This is a genomic window from Salipaludibacillus aurantiacus (genome assembly GCF_900111295.1).
Lineage (GTDB): Bacteria > Bacillota > Bacilli > Bacillales > Salisediminibacteriaceae > Salipaludibacillus > Salipaludibacillus aurantiacus.
Window position 1 is genome coordinate 61,616 of the sequence record NZ_FOGT01000011.1, and the last position, 14,957, is coordinate 76,572.

General features: G+C 43.7%; 11 protein-coding genes. 6 read left to right on the forward strand and 5 right to left on the reverse strand.

Translation table 11 applies throughout. The features are described 5' to 3' along the window. Nucleotides 1–491: 491 nt before the first annotated feature. Nucleotides 492–1,490 (forward strand): chymotrypsin family serine protease, encoded by a 999-nt coding sequence (locus BMW59_RS13960; protein ID WP_093053426.1) that lies wholly within the window; start codon nucleotides 492–494, stop codon nucleotides 1,488–1,490. 104 nt (nucleotides 1,491–1,594) lie between these two features. Here BMW59_RS13960 and BMW59_RS13965 read toward each other — a convergent pair whose 3' ends face one another. After that, the gene (locus BMW59_RS13965; protein ID WP_093053429.1) at nucleotides 1,595–2,098 is read right to left on the reverse strand and encodes a ferritin; all 504 of its coding nucleotides are present in this window, start codon (nucleotides 2,096–2,098) and stop codon (nucleotides 1,595–1,597) included. 211 nt (nucleotides 2,099–2,309) lie between these two features. On the opposite strand from BMW59_RS13965, the gene BMW59_RS13970 reads away from it, so the two are divergent. Then, nucleotides 2,310–2,675 (forward strand): (2Fe-2S) ferredoxin domain-containing protein, encoded by a 366-nt coding sequence (locus tag BMW59_RS13970; RefSeq protein WP_093053431.1) that lies wholly within the window; start codon nucleotides 2,310–2,312, stop codon nucleotides 2,673–2,675. Nucleotides 2,676–2,741: 66 nt separating this feature from the next. Here the strand turns inward: BMW59_RS13970 and BMW59_RS13975 are convergent, their stop codons facing one another. Beyond that, on the reverse strand, nucleotides 2,742–4,016 hold the full coding sequence (locus BMW59_RS13975; protein ID WP_093053433.1) for a GntP family permease: 1,275 nt from the start codon (nucleotides 4,014–4,016) through the stop codon (nucleotides 2,742–2,744). Between the two features lie 738 nt (nucleotides 4,017–4,754). On the opposite strand from BMW59_RS13975, the gene BMW59_RS13980 reads away from it, so the two are divergent. After that, complete coding sequence (locus BMW59_RS13980) at nucleotides 4,755–6,581, forward strand: M4 family metallopeptidase (protein WP_177174354.1); 1,827 nt, start codon at nucleotides 4,755–4,757, stop codon at nucleotides 6,579–6,581. 152 nt (nucleotides 6,582–6,733) lie between these two features. Here BMW59_RS13980 and BMW59_RS13985 read toward each other — a convergent pair whose 3' ends face one another. Together BMW59_RS13985 and BMW59_RS13990 are read right to left on the reverse strand one after the other, a co-directional pair. Then, complete coding sequence (locus BMW59_RS13985) at nucleotides 6,734–9,907, reverse strand: bifunctional cytochrome P450/NADPH--P450 reductase (RefSeq protein WP_093053437.1); 3,174 nt, start codon at nucleotides 9,905–9,907, stop codon at nucleotides 6,734–6,736. A gap of 47 nt (nucleotides 9,908–9,954) precedes the next feature. Beyond that, nucleotides 9,955–10,521: a TetR/AcrR family transcriptional regulator gene (locus tag BMW59_RS13990; RefSeq protein WP_093053439.1), complete on the reverse strand. Its 567-nt coding sequence runs from the start codon at nucleotides 10,519–10,521 to the stop codon at nucleotides 9,955–9,957. A 202-nt stretch (nucleotides 10,522–10,723) separates the two neighbouring features. Between BMW59_RS13990 and BMW59_RS13995 the strand changes: the two genes are divergently transcribed. Together BMW59_RS13995 and BMW59_RS14000 are read left to right on the forward strand one after the other, a co-directional pair. Beyond that, nucleotides 10,724–11,701, forward strand: coding sequence for a zinc-binding dehydrogenase (locus BMW59_RS13995; protein WP_093053441.1), 978 nt, complete (start codon nucleotides 10,724–10,726; stop codon nucleotides 11,699–11,701). A gap of 262 nt (nucleotides 11,702–11,963) precedes the next feature. Further along, complete coding sequence (locus tag BMW59_RS14000) at nucleotides 11,964–13,091, forward strand: zinc-dependent alcohol dehydrogenase (RefSeq protein ID WP_093053443.1); 1,128 nt, start codon at nucleotides 11,964–11,966, stop codon at nucleotides 13,089–13,091. 127 nt (nucleotides 13,092–13,218) lie between these two features. Here the strand turns inward: BMW59_RS14000 and BMW59_RS14005 are convergent, their stop codons facing one another. After that, a complete protein-coding gene (locus tag BMW59_RS14005) occupies nucleotides 13,219–14,280 on the reverse strand; it encodes an SIR2 family NAD-dependent protein deacylase (protein ID WP_342740230.1) in 1,062 nt (353 codons plus the stop codon). A 242-nt stretch (nucleotides 14,281–14,522) separates the two neighbouring features. Here BMW59_RS14005 and BMW59_RS14010 point away from each other — a divergent pair, with 242 nt between their 5' ends. Beyond that, nucleotides 14,523–14,855, forward strand: coding sequence for a c-type cytochrome (locus tag BMW59_RS14010; protein ID WP_245733117.1), 333 nt, complete (start codon nucleotides 14,523–14,525; stop codon nucleotides 14,853–14,855). Nucleotides 14,856–14,957 lie beyond the last annotated feature (102 nt).

Below are 14,957 nucleotides of genomic sequence, written 5' to 3' on the forward strand. Positions count from 1 at the left end.
ATTACCCCCTCCATACAAGGATGCGTACGTGTTTGTAAACATGTATACACATTAGTAAACAGCAAGATTACATTTTGTTTACATGTTTACAAAAATGTATACATAGAAATCTGTAGCTATTATCCTCTTTAAAAAGATCGATTTACCTCGGCTGAAAGTCAAAAAGGGGTCTGTCCCAGCACGGTGATGTGTTAAAGTATTCAGTAAAACGGTACGGATCCGGGGGATAGATGACTCTTAACACAAAGTTAAAAACATTTCCGCCTGATGTTTATTCTGTAAATTTTTCCTGAGAATGGCGGACCTCGACTGGAGTGGGCCCTCTTTCCCGACATTTCTCATTTAAAACATTAACCGGGTCTTTTGTCATTATTTTCTGATTATTCTGTCCTATATTTCCGACTCGTAAAGGAAAAATAAGGTTTTTATAGAATATTTCAAGAACAGACTTGTTTTTTCTCCAAAAAACAAAACAAGGAGGAATCCGAATTATGCCACATCTTTCTAAACATGAAATTGAAAAGGTTAAAAAAGTCAAAACAAAGAAAAATGAAGCTGATTTTTTACGAAAGAAGAATGTGGTAGGTGTGGGGGTTGGCGTAAAGCTTAAAGATGGAAAACCAACAGGTAAACCAGCGCTCGTGACCTTTGTAACTTCTAAAAAGCCGCTTGAATCTTTAGACAAAGAGGATGTGGTGCCTGAAGAGGTTGACGGAGTAGAGACAGATGTTGTTGAGATAGGTATGCCGACGGTGCAAATAGGTTTAGAAGAAGGCAATACGGACACCTTGCGCACTCTCCCTTCAAACGAATTGAAAGTGAAAATACGGCCTGTTAAAGGCGGATGGAGCGTGGGACACCCTAATATTACAGCTGGAACAGCCGGGGCTGTCGTTTTTAATAAAGACGAGACTAATCCTGCAAAATACTATATCTTATCTAATAATCACGTTCTTGCCAACAGTAACGATGCTAAAATTGGAGACCCGATTTTACAGCCTGGGCCTATAGACGGCGGCAGTGCTCCTGATGATCAGGTAGCTTCGTTAAGCAGATTTATTCCTATAGATTTTACTCCTGATAAACCCGCAGAAGAACACGAGAACCTGGTAGATGCAGCAATCGCGGAAGGCTCCCTGCAGGAACTGGACCGTGAAGTCTATTGGACCGGATATATTAAAGGCTGGGTAAAGAAGGAAGAGGTCGAGGTTGGAATGCTGTTAAAGAAAACCGGCCGGACAACAGGCTATACCACTGCGGAAGTCCTCACTGTAGACGCCACAATTGATGTTAACTTCGGTAACAACCGTGTGGCGCGATTTGATGAACAAATTCTTACAACCCCCTTCTCGCAAGGCGGTGACAGCGGGTCGTTAGTGACCGATTATGAAAACCGGGCTGTCGGGCTGCTCTTTGCTGGAAGCCCTGAAGTAACAGTACTCAACCAAATTGAGCACGTAAGAGATCTGTTGAGGATCGATTTTGTGTAAAATCAAACCCCCGTTCTTTAATGAACGGGGGTTTGATCTTTCTATCCTCTTTAACTTAGTAACACATTAATGTACTGGGGGTCAGGCACCTGCCTGGGGGCAAATTAGTTGCCCGGGGTGAAAGTCCGTTTTCCGAGCTCACTTTCCAGCATATAAAACGCATTACTGTCATTTTCTATACGCTCAAGCTTTTGAATAATAGTATCAAAAGTAGCTTCTTCTTCTACTTGTTCTTCAATAAACCAGTTTAGGAATGTCATGGTTGCATGTTCCCGTTCGTCAAGTGCAATATCTGCAAGATTATAAATACGCTTTGTCACTTCTTTTTCGTGTTCGAGTGATTTTTTAAATGTATCAAGCACTGAAGAAAATGTATTGTGAGGAGCTGGAATTTCTTTAATTTCAGCGCGTTCGCCTAAATCATTAATAAAACGGTAAAACTTCATGGCATGGTAGCGCTCTTCCTCTGCTTGAGCCAAAAAGAAGTTTGCAAAACCGTCTACTCCCCCATGAGAACAGTAGGCAGCTGCAGCAAGATAAGCCTGCGCAGAATAGAATTCATAGTTCATTTGTTCATTTAAGCTCTTTACTAACCTTTCGCTAATCATTTTCTTCACCTGACCTTTTTTAAGTTTAATAGAAATACAATTTATCTATAAGACTAACACATTTTTAATTAGACATTAATGGAATAAATGTATTGTTTTTAAATCTTAATATTCCATTCATTGTCCTTTTCATTTATTTCCTGTTAGCATACTAACTAATAAACTCTTAAACTATTGCTCATTGATGCCGAGGCCTTAAGGAGGGAATACCGTGAGTGCCAGAAGTCTTCATAAAACCGAACACCATTTACTGTTATGCAATGGGAAGAACTGCAAAAAAGCAGGCGCCAAGGCTTTTCATAAAGCGGTACAGCGTGAAATTTCAAACCGGAATTGCAAACAGACCATACAAACAACCCGCACCCGCTGTCTTGAACGATGCAAAGATAAGTGCGCTGCAGTCGATTATCCTGCCGGCACATGGTACAGAAACCTAAGGGAAAACGATGCGGCGGAGCTCGTAGACACTCTCTTAAACCGGGAACTCTGGCCTGAAAAAACAAGTTACACAATGGCCGGGGGAGAGCTTCGCAGAAATAAGAGAGCTTCAAAGAAAAAGAAAAGTAAAACAAAATAAGAATAAGGGGTCTGTCCCCCGGCACATTAACGCTTTACAAGACCGGGGGACAGACCCCTTTTTAATTCAATTTAAAAATACAAACCCGAAAACTCCAAAAATAAGTGTGGATACCACGGCTATACCAGCCCCTATGAGCGTTTCGTATGGCAGGAGCTTAAATCGTTCTTTCATATTCATATGAACACTTGCACGTGTAATGTGAAAGTAAGTCCCATGAGGCATATGATCCAACACTGTAGCTCCGGCATGAACCATTGCTGCCCCTGCTAAAGCATGGACCCCCAGTTCTAAAATGGTTGGCGCAAAGACGCTTCCAGCTACCGCCGTTCCGGCTGCTGTCGAGCCCGTAGCCCCGGACATTGTAATACCCGCCAAAGGAGCAAGTACATAAGCTGGAATGTTAAAAGCGTCGATCACATAAAGAATTTGGCCGATTAAAGCCGAATTTGCAATGACCCCAGCGAGAGTCCCTGTGCCGATCAAGAGAACGGCTACCCCTGACATTTTATGAATTCCAGAGGTGATATACTCGTTTAAATATGCTCCCTTTCTCATGACTAGAGCTCCCGCGATTCCGCCCGCAGGAAGAGCGAACAAAGGATCTATAGACACGCCTGCCAATGGCTGTAAAAGCAATAAGAAAATAGCAAAAGCAGGAGCCGTTAAGGCTGCTGTTAACGTAGGTGTATCCCCTTTACCTTCTGTTGACAATTCGTTATCTTCCACTTTAGCCCCTGAATATTTTAACTTCCTTGCTAAAATATAAGTTATCCCGATTCCGGCGAAAGCAGGAATGAATCCTGCTATCATTAGAGTCGTCAATGGAATTTGGAAGGCTTCAGCTGCCGCAATTGTGTTAGGATTAGGTGAAATAATATTACCTGCTTTTCCTCCGCCTGAAATGGCTAAAAGAATGGCCATTTTCGATGTGTCAGTTCTCTTTGCAATAGCGAGGGCAATAGGTGCCATCGTTAACACCGCTACTCCGATGAAGACGCCGACACCTGTCAATACCATTGTCGCTCCAGCTATTGCCAGGAGTGCTTTTGCTTCACCTAAACCGTTTAAAATTGATTCGGCGATCTTTTTTGCGGCACCGGATTCTATAAGTACCCCTGCAAGGACTCCTGCAGCGAGTACACGAAGGACGACACCTGTCATCCCTTCAGCACCCTCTATCATAATTTCTACCGTACCGGTGAAGGTGGCCCCTCCAGTAAGGCCCCCTATAACAGCACCCGCCATCATAGCGTAGGCTGGGGCTACCCGTATTAAAATGAGACCAATTGTTGCAGCCAGGGCAATAATTGTTCCCAGAGACGTCAATTCTACATCCACTATATAATCACCTTACCTTACCAATCATAGTAATTTTTCTAACCTATCATACTACGTTTTTAACACGAACGCAGTGGAAAATATTAAAAAAAGTATGTGAAAAGGGGTCAGTCCCCTTTCACATTAAAGCAGTAAAGGATATGACTTTAAAATACTCTCCTAAACTCTTTCTATTTGTAGTGGCAGTTCTAATAGCCTAATCCTATAGGTCTCATCCTTAACAGTTCGGCTTGATTCGACTAAAAAGACATCGTTTAAACGTTCTGCTGAGACTACGTTTTTTACCCCTGATACAGTGTCTCTACTGCATTAACTGCTGGGTATCTCCTCATCATGTAAATAAAATAGCCCTAATTGCAGGACAACTTTTTCAAAATTGACAGAATGCACCGTCAATTTCAGACAAATAGAGCAAATGGGCAATGGCGCGGTAATATAAAGCTTCTAGGTCTATTTTAAAGAACAATTTAATTGTAATTAGTCTGTACGACTTAGATATAATGGACGTTAATTATGTCTAAAGTATGGTAAAAATTTGTCATTTAAACACCCTATGATTTTACACGTCTCTATTCACACAGATAACTGACAGAATATTCTGTTGTCGATTCCATTTTTATCCACTACGCTTAAAATAGTTCGGATATCGGAACTTTCGATTTCCAGTCATTCGGGCAAATTATAAAGAAGGTAGGGATAGGTGTGAAGAGATTGGCGTCGGTTTTTTTAGCGGGTTTGATGATGGGCTCGAGCTTCCTGGGAAGCAGTGCCTTTGCTTCGAAAGACTCGCTTGAGGAGTTTGAAACTTTAAACAAGGGTAAAATACGGATGGTAGACAACAATGACAAACACGGTCCGCCCTCGTTTGTCGCAGGTATGCTGTCTGAGCGTTTTGCTGAAGCGAATGGGCAGAATGCCAAGCATTTCCTGGATGAGCATAAGGATTTCTTCGAGATGGACAACCCTGAAGAGAATCTTGAGGAAGTCCGTTCCAGTGACGATGACCTTGGGATGACCCATGTACGTCTTCAGCAGACTAAAAATGGTATTCCTGTTGATCGAAATGAGTTGAATGTCCACTTCAATGAAGATAACCAAATTACCACTGTAAACGGAAATTTTGATAATGAAATTGAAAATACAGACATTAATACAACACCTTTTGTAGAAGAAAATACGGCCATTCAAGCGGCTAAAGATGAGGTGGACGCGCCTGATTTTGTGGAATTTGAGGAAAGTGACCTGATTGTTTATCCGTTTGAGGATGACTACCACCTTGCTTACAGGGTGAACCTTGAATTCCATACAGGCTCACCGGGGAACTGGTATGTTTACGTGGACGCTCATACAGGAGAGGTTATTGACAGTTATGACGCCATGACAGGCTTAGGGGAATTCTTCTCTGAATATATTGATACCGAGCCTTCAGAAGAAGCTGAAGTATCTGTCCCTTCAGTTAATATGATGAGTGCTCTGCCTTTATCAGTGGAACCGGCCAGCCTTTTGCCTTCGCGTGGAAAAGGTCTTGGTACGACAGGTGTGGAGAAACTGTTAAACCTTTCTCATGGACCTAATAAAAACGGCGGGCGAACCTTTTACTTAGCCGACCAGACATCTGATATTATGGATGGAATCTTTACGTATAATATGAAAAATACCGCAAACCAAATTTCCCTTTATGAGAATACTAAGGCCTCCTGGAAAGATGTAAAGTATAACGGTGACAGCAGCTCGTGGGAAGCAGTCGGCCAGGGGCCTGGCGTCGATGCCCATAAGAATTCCCGGATTGTGTATGATTATTTCCTGGAAAATCACGGTCGTAACTCACTGGACGATAACGGGATGGCGATCCGCTCACGCGTCCACTACTGGACAGAATATAATAATGCTTTCTGGAGCAACGGATTGGCAATGATGACCTATGGGGATGGAGACGGGCAGCAGTTTATCCCTCTTGCGTCACTTGATGTGACAGCCCACGAAATGATGCACGGTATTACACACTATAACGGTGGTCTGCGATACCGTTTTGAAACAGGAGCGATTAACGAGGCGTTCTCGGATACTTTCGGTACTATTATCGATGACCGCAGCTGGGATATTGGCGAGGATATTATGGGTGAAGCATGGCTTGCAGAAGGCCGCACCGCCCTTCGAAGCAATGAAGACCCTGGAAAATTCCCGGTAAATGAAAGATTCTGGGCTTACAGTGTGGACGGTGAAGGCCGTTATCCTTCCCATATGGATGAGTATTACTTCCTTCCGGCAAATATGGATAATGGCGGTGTCCATATTAACTGTACGATCCTGCAGCATTCCGCTTATCTTGTTGCGGAGGAATACGGTATGGGGCGTGAAGTAGTGGCTGACACGTGGTACCGTTCTTACGACTATCTGCATTATGACGCCACCTTTGCAGAATTCCGTGAAGCGATTCTTCAGTCTGCAATTGACCTTTATGGTGAAGACAGCGAAGAATACGATGCCTTCCTCGGTGCTTTTGATGATATCGGGCTTTATGAAGGGTGGTCTCTTGAGGAAAACTACCGCGGCCCTCTCTGGTAATAAATCAAGGGGTCTGTCCCCTCGCACATTAACGCTGTAAAGCACTGGGGGGCAGACCCCCCAAGATTTTACAGCCCTCTTTCCCCTCAACAAAAATCCCGCCGCACTGCAATGTGCGGCGGCTTTCCGTTTGCGGCCGTGCGGCGGTCTTATTACCAAACATCCTTTACAAAACGTCCTTCTTCCTGAAGACCGTCCAGCCATTCCTGAGCTTCTTCTTCAGTTTTTTGTCTTATATTCATAAAACACTTTTTCATTGTTTCCTCTACTTGCGGTGCCATCTTGCTCCCTTCACCGCATATATAGAGATGTCCGCCCTTCTCTTCAATCAGTTCCACAAGCTCTTCTTCCCGTTCTTTCATGACATCCTGCACGTAAGTTTTAGGTTTATTTTCCATGCGGGAAAACGCCGTATGCACAGTAACGAGGCCTTCTGCTTCATATTCTTTCAGCTCATCGTTATATAAGAAATCATGGTGTTCGTTTCGGCTTCCAAAATATAAATGTGCCTCTCCTAACTCCTGGCCTTCCATCTTCATCGCTTTGCGGGCTTGAATAAAGCCTCTGAACGGTGCTATCCCCGTACCTGGCCCGACCATGATGACCGGTGCATCTGGGTCTTCCGGAAGCTTAAACGAGCGCTGAGTCCGGAAAAAAACAACAATATCATCTCCAGGCTTAAGTTCCATCAGAAAGTTGGATGTAATACCGCGGTATTCTCCGCTGCCGCTGAAAGCTTTTCCCCTCACGACACTCACCGTAATACTAACCTCATCTTTCTGCACTTTCGGTGAACTTGATATCGAATAATACCTGGGTTTTAAAGGTGGAAGCAAAGCGATAAAACGGTCGAAATCCATTTCACACGCCTCATACCGCTCGAGAAAATCAAGCATAGACACCCTTTTATTGACCACGTTGTCTTTATAGCTCCCTTCATCGAGAAGTTCCTCCAGCTCTTTTTTGTGAGGAGGACATGTTGTTGATGCACAGAGCTCCTCCACCTGCTCTCTTGAAGCAGGTTCCTGAAGTTCCACACTGTAGCTCAGTAAATCATAAATGCTTATCGCCTGTCCTGCAGGCAGGTGGGCAGCGCTCCGGCCCTCCGCTTCAATCATTACTTTTTCATTCCCCTTTAAGTGAAACCTTTTTAAAACTCTCTCTAAAAGCTGATCGCTATTTTTAGGAATAACCCCCAGATGGTCCCCCTCGCTGTAAGTCAGTCCTTTAGGGACCGCTATTTCAAGATGCCGGGTGTAGCGGCCGCTGTCTTCATGCTGCAGTTCCCTGTTTTCCAGTACTTTTGTTTCTTTAGCTAAGTAATTTTGGGCTATGGAATGCTCAGCAATCCCGCTTACATACGTTAACTTAATTTGGTTTTTCTGATTAAGAAGGTCTTCCGGAACGTCGATATCAAACTTTTCCATTAATGCCGGCCACAAATCCTCCTGCCACTCTTCAAAAGCCATTTCAAAATCCCCGCTTGCGTCACCTTCTCCCCGTACCAGAATACGTTCGGCACCTCTTTTATCAAGTTCTTTATCTATAAAGGCAGGAACTTTCTGGTAAGTACTTGCCCAGTTTGTGTCACCGCATCCAAAAACGGAATAAACTACCCCCTCGAGAGAATCTTCCGTTTCGTGCAGCCAGTCCGTAAACTTTTCTGCATTTTCAGGCGGCTTGCCATTATAAGAGGCCGATGCAATCAGCACAATGCCTTCTTCCGGCAAGCTTCCTTTAAATTCATCCAATGTAGCCACGTTACTTTCAAAACCCTGCAGACGCCCTTTATCAGCAAGTTCACGGGCAACTCCCTCTGCTGTCCCCATTGCCGATCCGTAAAGGACAAGCAAAGGTGTCCCATGGTAGTTTCTTTGCACCTTTTCTTTAAGCTGCTTGCTATTTTCTTCCTTGATCCGATTTTTAAAACCTGGCAGCATAATATCTTTTTTATCACGGACTTTTACTTTCATTTTGAAATCGTGAGGTTTAAGAGTCAGCGTTTCTTTTATTTCCAGGTCGTAATCATTATGATCTTCAAATTCAAATTCCCTTAAGATCATCCCAAGGACAAGAGTCGCTTCATGCAGGGCGAACTGCTGTCCAATACAAGCCCTCTGGCCGTTGCCAAATGGTTTATAGGCGTGCTCTGGAATCTTTGTCGGATCTTCGAAGCGTTCAGGTACAAAATCTTCCACATCTTCCCCCCACGCTTCTTTATCGCGATGCAGTTTAGGAAGAAGGACATTAATGGTATCCCCTTTCTTAATCTCATATTCTCCCTGCAGTGTTGTATCCTCCTTAGCAAATAACGAAAATGCCGGTGCAGTCGGCCAAAGCCGCAATGTTTCATCAAGCACCATACGCACGTACTTCAGCTGGCGGACCTGCTGATAGTTCGGGTACTCATCTGCCAGCACAGTATCCGTTTCCTGTCTGGCTTTCTTAAGCTTATCTGGATTTTTAAGCAGATAATAAATAGCAAATGAAAGCAGCCCGCTCGTGGTCTCGTGGCCGGCGATCAGAAAAGTGATCATCTGGTAACGGATATTTTCATCGTCCAGCCCTTCGCCAGTTTGGGGATCCTTCCCCTCAAGCATCCTCGACAGCAGATCCCCTTTATCCTGGTCCTCTGCTTTTTTTCGGTCTTCGATAAGCTTATCAACGAGTTCATACATTTTTTCTACATTTTCATTGAATTGACTCTTTTTGCGTAGGCTCAGTTTGTTTTGAATATCCAGACGCTGCAGCTGACTCATGGCCTCGTCCAGAGCACTTACCATATTATTTATAAACGGATGATTTTTTTCACTGTAAAAACTGTTAAAGCGGTAATTAAATCCGCATAACCCGATCGTATCCAAAGTCAGCCGTGTCATATCTTCAGGTACATATATCTCCTCGTCATCATTAAGCCTCGACCATTTTTGAATAAGCTGTACTGCGATATCAGTCATTTTATCGTGATAATCTTGCATCGCTCTCTGGCTGAAACTCGGAAGCAGAATATTGTGCGCTTTTTTCCAGTTCTTTTCTTCCGTCCAGCTTGTAAATAGCCCGTCTCCGGCAAATTCTCTTACATTTTGGAGTGGCTGCCAGACGTTTTTGTCAAATCTGGACTCATCACATACTTCTTCAACAAACTTATGGCCAGACACATATAACGTGTCTCTGCCTGGAAGTTCCATTCTAAAAATAGGGCCGTATCTTTCAGCAAGTTCTACAAATGACTGAACGGGTGCCTCTGAATCTATCTGGGGAAGGTTCATTAAAGGACCGTATGTTTTTGGCTGAGGAAAATCCTCTCTTGTTTTTTTTTCTGACATTTTCAACACTCCTTTTCTTCTTCCGGAATGAATATTCATTCCGCTGACTATAAGTTAATGGCGTCCCAGCAGCACTCTTTGAAATGATCCATTAATGTCTCTGTCTCCTTGATATGTCCACGCTGTATATATTTACAGCAGCCTATAAAAGCACCGAAGACCATAACAATTAAAGCGTAGGAGGGAAGAGGCTTTATCAGCTTTTTCTTCTGGCCTTCCGCTATAAATTCATGGTAAATATCCAATAGAGAATGATACATGGCGTTGCTTTTTTCGTTTAGAGCATGGGAGTGGCTGTGGGAATCAATAAAGTAGAGTGCCTTAATGTTCTTATCAGCAAACTGAACCATGCCTGCAAATAAATGATCAAATTTAATGGTCAAATCCTCTTCATTTTCAAGGTAATTCCGTAAAATGGTGTCCTTTAGTTTCCCTATGTATTCCTGAAACAGTTCGTTAAGAAGTGCTTCTTTATTTTTAAAATACCGGTAAACTGTTCCTGCACCTACATCCGCAGCCTCAGCAATCATAGGAAGCGTCGTGGCGTCATACCCGCGCTCTGAAAATAACTCAAGAGATGCCTCGAAAATTTGTTTCCGCTTATCAACCTTCATCTAAGTTCTCCCCCTTTAAATCCATATAATAACAATCTACTGATAGCCCTTCTGTCTTTTTCCCAAACCTTTTCCTGTGAAAATACTAACAAAGTCTTACGTGGTCATAGATTTTTTACACAGGGATTTATTTAAGGTTGTTTGAGTGGTCTTTTATACAGGAATACGGTTAAAGAGTACGAAAGTTTAGGAGGGATAAGTAATGAAAGCATTAGCTCTTGAAGAAGCAGGCGGTAACTTGAAAGTGATGGATGTACCCGTTCCCGAACCTGAAGCCGACCAAGTTCTAGTAAAAGTTCATTCGGTCGGACTGAATCCGGTCGATTATAAACTGGCAAATAGTCCGTTGCCGGAGTGGCAGTTTCCCCATATTCCAGGACTTGATGTAGCAGGTGTTGTGGAAAAAACAGGTGAAAATGTGACTGGCTGGCAGCCCGGAGATAAAGTTTATTACCATGGCAGCCTTGCCCATCAAGGCGGATTTGCTGAATATTCGATGACCCGTCAGGATGTGCTTGCTCCTCTTCCGGAAGGACTGAGCTTTAATGAAGCAGCAGCTTTACCAACTCCTGCTTTTACAGCTTACCAGTCTCTGAACAGGAAAGTTCCTCTTAGGAAAGGACAAACAATTTTAGTTCAGGCCGGTGCCGGAGGAGTTGGAGGATTTGCAATCCAGCTCGCCCACCTGAAAGGGCTTGATATCATTACCACATGTTCTCCTGAAAATACGGATCATGTTAAGAAACTAGGCGCCAGCAAAGTAATCGACTATAACACTGAGAACGTTGTAGAGGAAGTGCATAAATACACAGAAGGCCGCGGGGTCGATATCGTCATGGACATGGTTGGCGGCCAGGCAGTATCAGAGGCTATGGATATGCTTGCATTTAACGGCCATCTGGTAAGTGTGGTAGAGCTTCCGGATATGAGCCAGTATGAACCTAAATCACTCGCCCTCTCAATTCATGAAGTAGCCTTAGGATTTGTTTACCGGACAGACGATGAACGGCAAATTGCCGACCTAGGGCATATAGCCAGGGAAGTCGGAGAATTAGCAGCAAGTAAAAAGCTTGATCCGCTGTTAGAAGAGGTCGTCACGCTGGATGCTGTGCCTGAGACTCTTTCAAAAATTAATGAAGGCCACGTGCGCGGCAATATCGTATGTCAAATAGTGGGTTAATTGCAATGAAACAGCGGCTGATGTAAGCCGCTGTTTTTTTGGGGTCTGTTTTTTTGGGGTCTGTCCCCTCGTGCTTTAAAGCTTTAAACCGCTGGGGGTCTGACCCCTTTGTGAATTTCCCTCTTTTATTAAATGAGGCTTTATGTGGAGGTTCTTTATTCTCAATTTACAGCGATTCTCTTCATAACGTTTCGATTTACCAAATAAAGGTTAAAGGTTGTCACCAGACGTTATCAAATCTATTTGAAAGTGAGTTGATAGTGTGCAAGCAGTGACTTTTCAGGACAAAGACAAAATAGAAGTGAAAGAGATGGAAGACCCGAAGATTCAAAACGGGGATGATATGATTATCCGCATCACAGCCTCCGGCATCTGCGGTTCGGACCTTCATTTATATAAAACAGGCATTCCTCTGGAAGAAGATTATATTATTGGCCATGAACCAATGGGAATTGTCGAGGAAACCGGGCCGGATGTAAAAAACCTTAAAAAAGGTGACCGTGTGGTAATTCCGTTTAACGTAAGCTGCGGAACGTGTCATTTCTGTAAAAATCAGATGGAGAGCCAGTGTGATGAATCCAACCCTCACAGTGACTCAGGCGGATTATTTGGCTTTTCAAAAATGTTCGGCAATTATCCTGGCGGACAGGCAGAGTACTTAAGAGTGCCTTACGCTGATCAAACGTCGTTTAAAGTCCCTGAAAGCAGCGAATTAGATGATGAAAGTGTGTTATTCCTTTCCGACGTCATCCCTACCTCCTGGTGGAGCGTTGAGCCTGTCAAAAAAGGCGATACAGTCGTTGTATTAGGGTGCGGGCCGATCGGCCTGATGACGCAGAAACTAGCATGGTTAAAAGGGGCTTCAAGAGTCATCGCGGTTGATCAGGTGCCTCACCGTCTCGAACATGCCAAACGGACAAACAATGTAGAAACGTATAATTTCAGTGAAACGGAAGGCGTAGGTGAACTACTGAATGAAAACACGAAAGGCGGAGCAGAAGTAGTTATCGACTGCGTTGGTATGGATGGCACTGTTCCTCCAAATGAAACGTTCGGTTCTGAAGGAGACAACCAGTTTGGTACGATCAGTCCAATTGTCACTGCTTCTCAGGCTGTCAAAAAGTTTGGAATCGTTCAGCTTACAGGTGTTTACGGAACGGAAGCAAACAACTTCCCACTCGGTGATTTCTTTGCCCGGAATGTTTCCCTGAAAATGGGACAGGCGCCAGTCGTTCATATGATGCCTAAATTATATGAAAAGATAGAAAACGAAGAGTTTGACCCGAAAGATATCATCACTCACCGTATGTCCTTGTCCGAAGCTCCTAAAGCCTATGACATATTTGATAAAAAAGAAGATAACAATATTAAAGTTGTTTTAAAACCATAGATAAATCAGCGGGGAGCCTTCTTAAAAGAAGGCTCCTTTTTTGAAAATAAAAAGGGGTCTGACCCCTCGTGCTTTAAAGCTTTAAACCACTGGGGGTCAGACCCCCCATTTATTGTAAATTATGAGATTACCTGCGTCTTCCAATTTCAATCAATTCATTTATGTTCTGGAGAGTCTTTTTTGCTTTTCCCTCAATTACAAGATCAAATCCCGCTCCGGTTTCTGCAGTTTCCGCGTTAATATAAACCGTTTTTCCTGAAGTCATTGCCGGCAGCTGGTTTGCCGGGTATACTTCCATACTCGTCCCAATGACAATTACGAGGTTTGCATGTTCGATCGCTTCCAAGGTTGTCTCCCAGGCTTCTTGCGGGAGCATCTCGCCAAAAAGAACAACATCAGGACGCCACCTCCCCCCGCACAGGCTGCACGTTTCATGAGATGTAAATGCTTCAGTAGATCCCTCTTTGCCGCAGTCATGGCATCTAATACTTCTAATAGAACCATGTAATTCCTGTACATTTAAGCTTCCCGCAGCGAAGTGAAGACCGTCAACGTTTTGAGTGCCAATCAGCTGAACCAGATCGTTTTCTTCCCATTTCGCTAGAATACGGTGCCCCTCATGAGGTTCTATTTGATTCAGAGCTTTCATTCGTGTCGCGTAAAATTCCTGAAACAGATCATAATGGCTATCAAGAGCTTCTACCGTGGCAACAGTACGAGGGTCGATCTGCTTCCACCAGCCTGAAGAGGACCTGAAATCAGGAATATTCGATTCCGTAGACATACCTGCTCCTGATAAAATGACGGTCCTTTCAGATCCTAAGAGCCATCTTGCAGCCATAACCATATCTTTATTTTTCCCCGTTAATACCTTGTCACTCCAAGCCAGTAACAGTTCTTCTCCTATGTTTTTGCTTGTAAGCATATATGCGCCCAGATAAGGATATATAAGCGGATCCGCCTTTAAGAGCTGAAGGCTGCTTAAGGGAGAGCCATCCAGCAATCTAAGGGCATTATCCCAGCCTGTCACCTCATTTCCTTCCCGTGGGTAACCGTGCTCTAAAGAAGCCCCATTTACAGTCCGTTTAAATACCCACTCCCCATTCTTTTTCTCCTTTCCTGAAATTTTAATATGCTCATTTTCCGTGCCGACAGTTAACAGCTCCTGCCAATCATTGACTGATACCATATCGCTGCCTCCTTGGTAAATATCTCATTTCATTCTAACATAGAGAAAGAACACTCACTCTCAAGTAAGGCGACAGCTTTTTTCTGCTTAAGACTCCTATAAACGGTTCCTCTGCTGCCGTTTCACTTATATGAAAAAGGCTAAGAGAATAGCCCCCTCGCTTTTTATCAAATTTATGTGAGGTCCATCACATACAAAAATTGATTTCATATATATACTCATTTTACGAGGAGGGATGTATCGTGAAAAAATTAATTACAGTACTTTTAGGCACCTCTCTTTTAATTGCCGCATGTGGTGACGGTAACAATGACACAAATGAGGCACTGGCAAGTGAAACAGCTTCTAACGGTTCCTATGATTTAATGAATGGCGAAGAAGTTTACGTAAAGGCCTGTGCAAGCTGCCATGGCGGTGATTTAAGGGGAGCAGGCGCTGGAGGCGTAACAAACTTAACATATGAAGAAGTACTGGATGCTGTGGTAAACGGCTCAGGTATAATGCCGGCCGGCCTCGTAACTGGAAGCGATGCTGAAGATGTGTCTGCATGGGTGCATGAAGCCGGAAAAGAATAACACGTCTTTCAGCTGCCAATAAGCAATAGGTATTTGCTGCCTCCTATATCTCTGACTCAGCAGGATTAAAAAAAGGGGTCAAAAAAAGGGGTCTGTCCCCTC

Bases quoted from the DNA above. Each gene is read 5' to 3' on its own strand.
- BMW59_RS13995 (WP_093053441.1), top strand. From the start codon at position 10,724: ATGAAAGCATTAGCTCTTGAAGAAGCAGGCGGTAACTTGAAAGTGATG.
- BMW59_RS13960 (WP_093053426.1), top strand. From the start codon at position 492: ATGCCACATCTTTCTAAACATGAAATTGAAAAGGTTAAAAAAGTCAAA.
- BMW59_RS14005 (WP_342740230.1), bottom strand. From the start codon at position 14,280: ATGGTATCAGTCAATGATTGGCAGGAGCTGTTAACTGTCGGCACGGAA.
- BMW59_RS13985 (WP_093053437.1), bottom strand. From the start codon at position 9,907: ATGTCAGAAAAAAAAACAAGAGAGGATTTTCCTCAGCCAAAAACATAC.
- BMW59_RS13965 (WP_093053429.1), bottom strand. From the start codon at position 2,098: ATGATTAGCGAAAGGTTAGTAAAGAGCTTAAATGAACAAATGAACTAT.
- BMW59_RS13980 (WP_177174354.1), top strand. From the start codon at position 4,755: ATGATGGGCTCGAGCTTCCTGGGAAGCAGTGCCTTTGCTTCGAAAGAC.
- BMW59_RS13990 (WP_093053439.1), bottom strand. From the start codon at position 10,521: ATGAAGGTTGATAAGCGGAAACAAATTTTCGAGGCATCTCTTGAGTTA.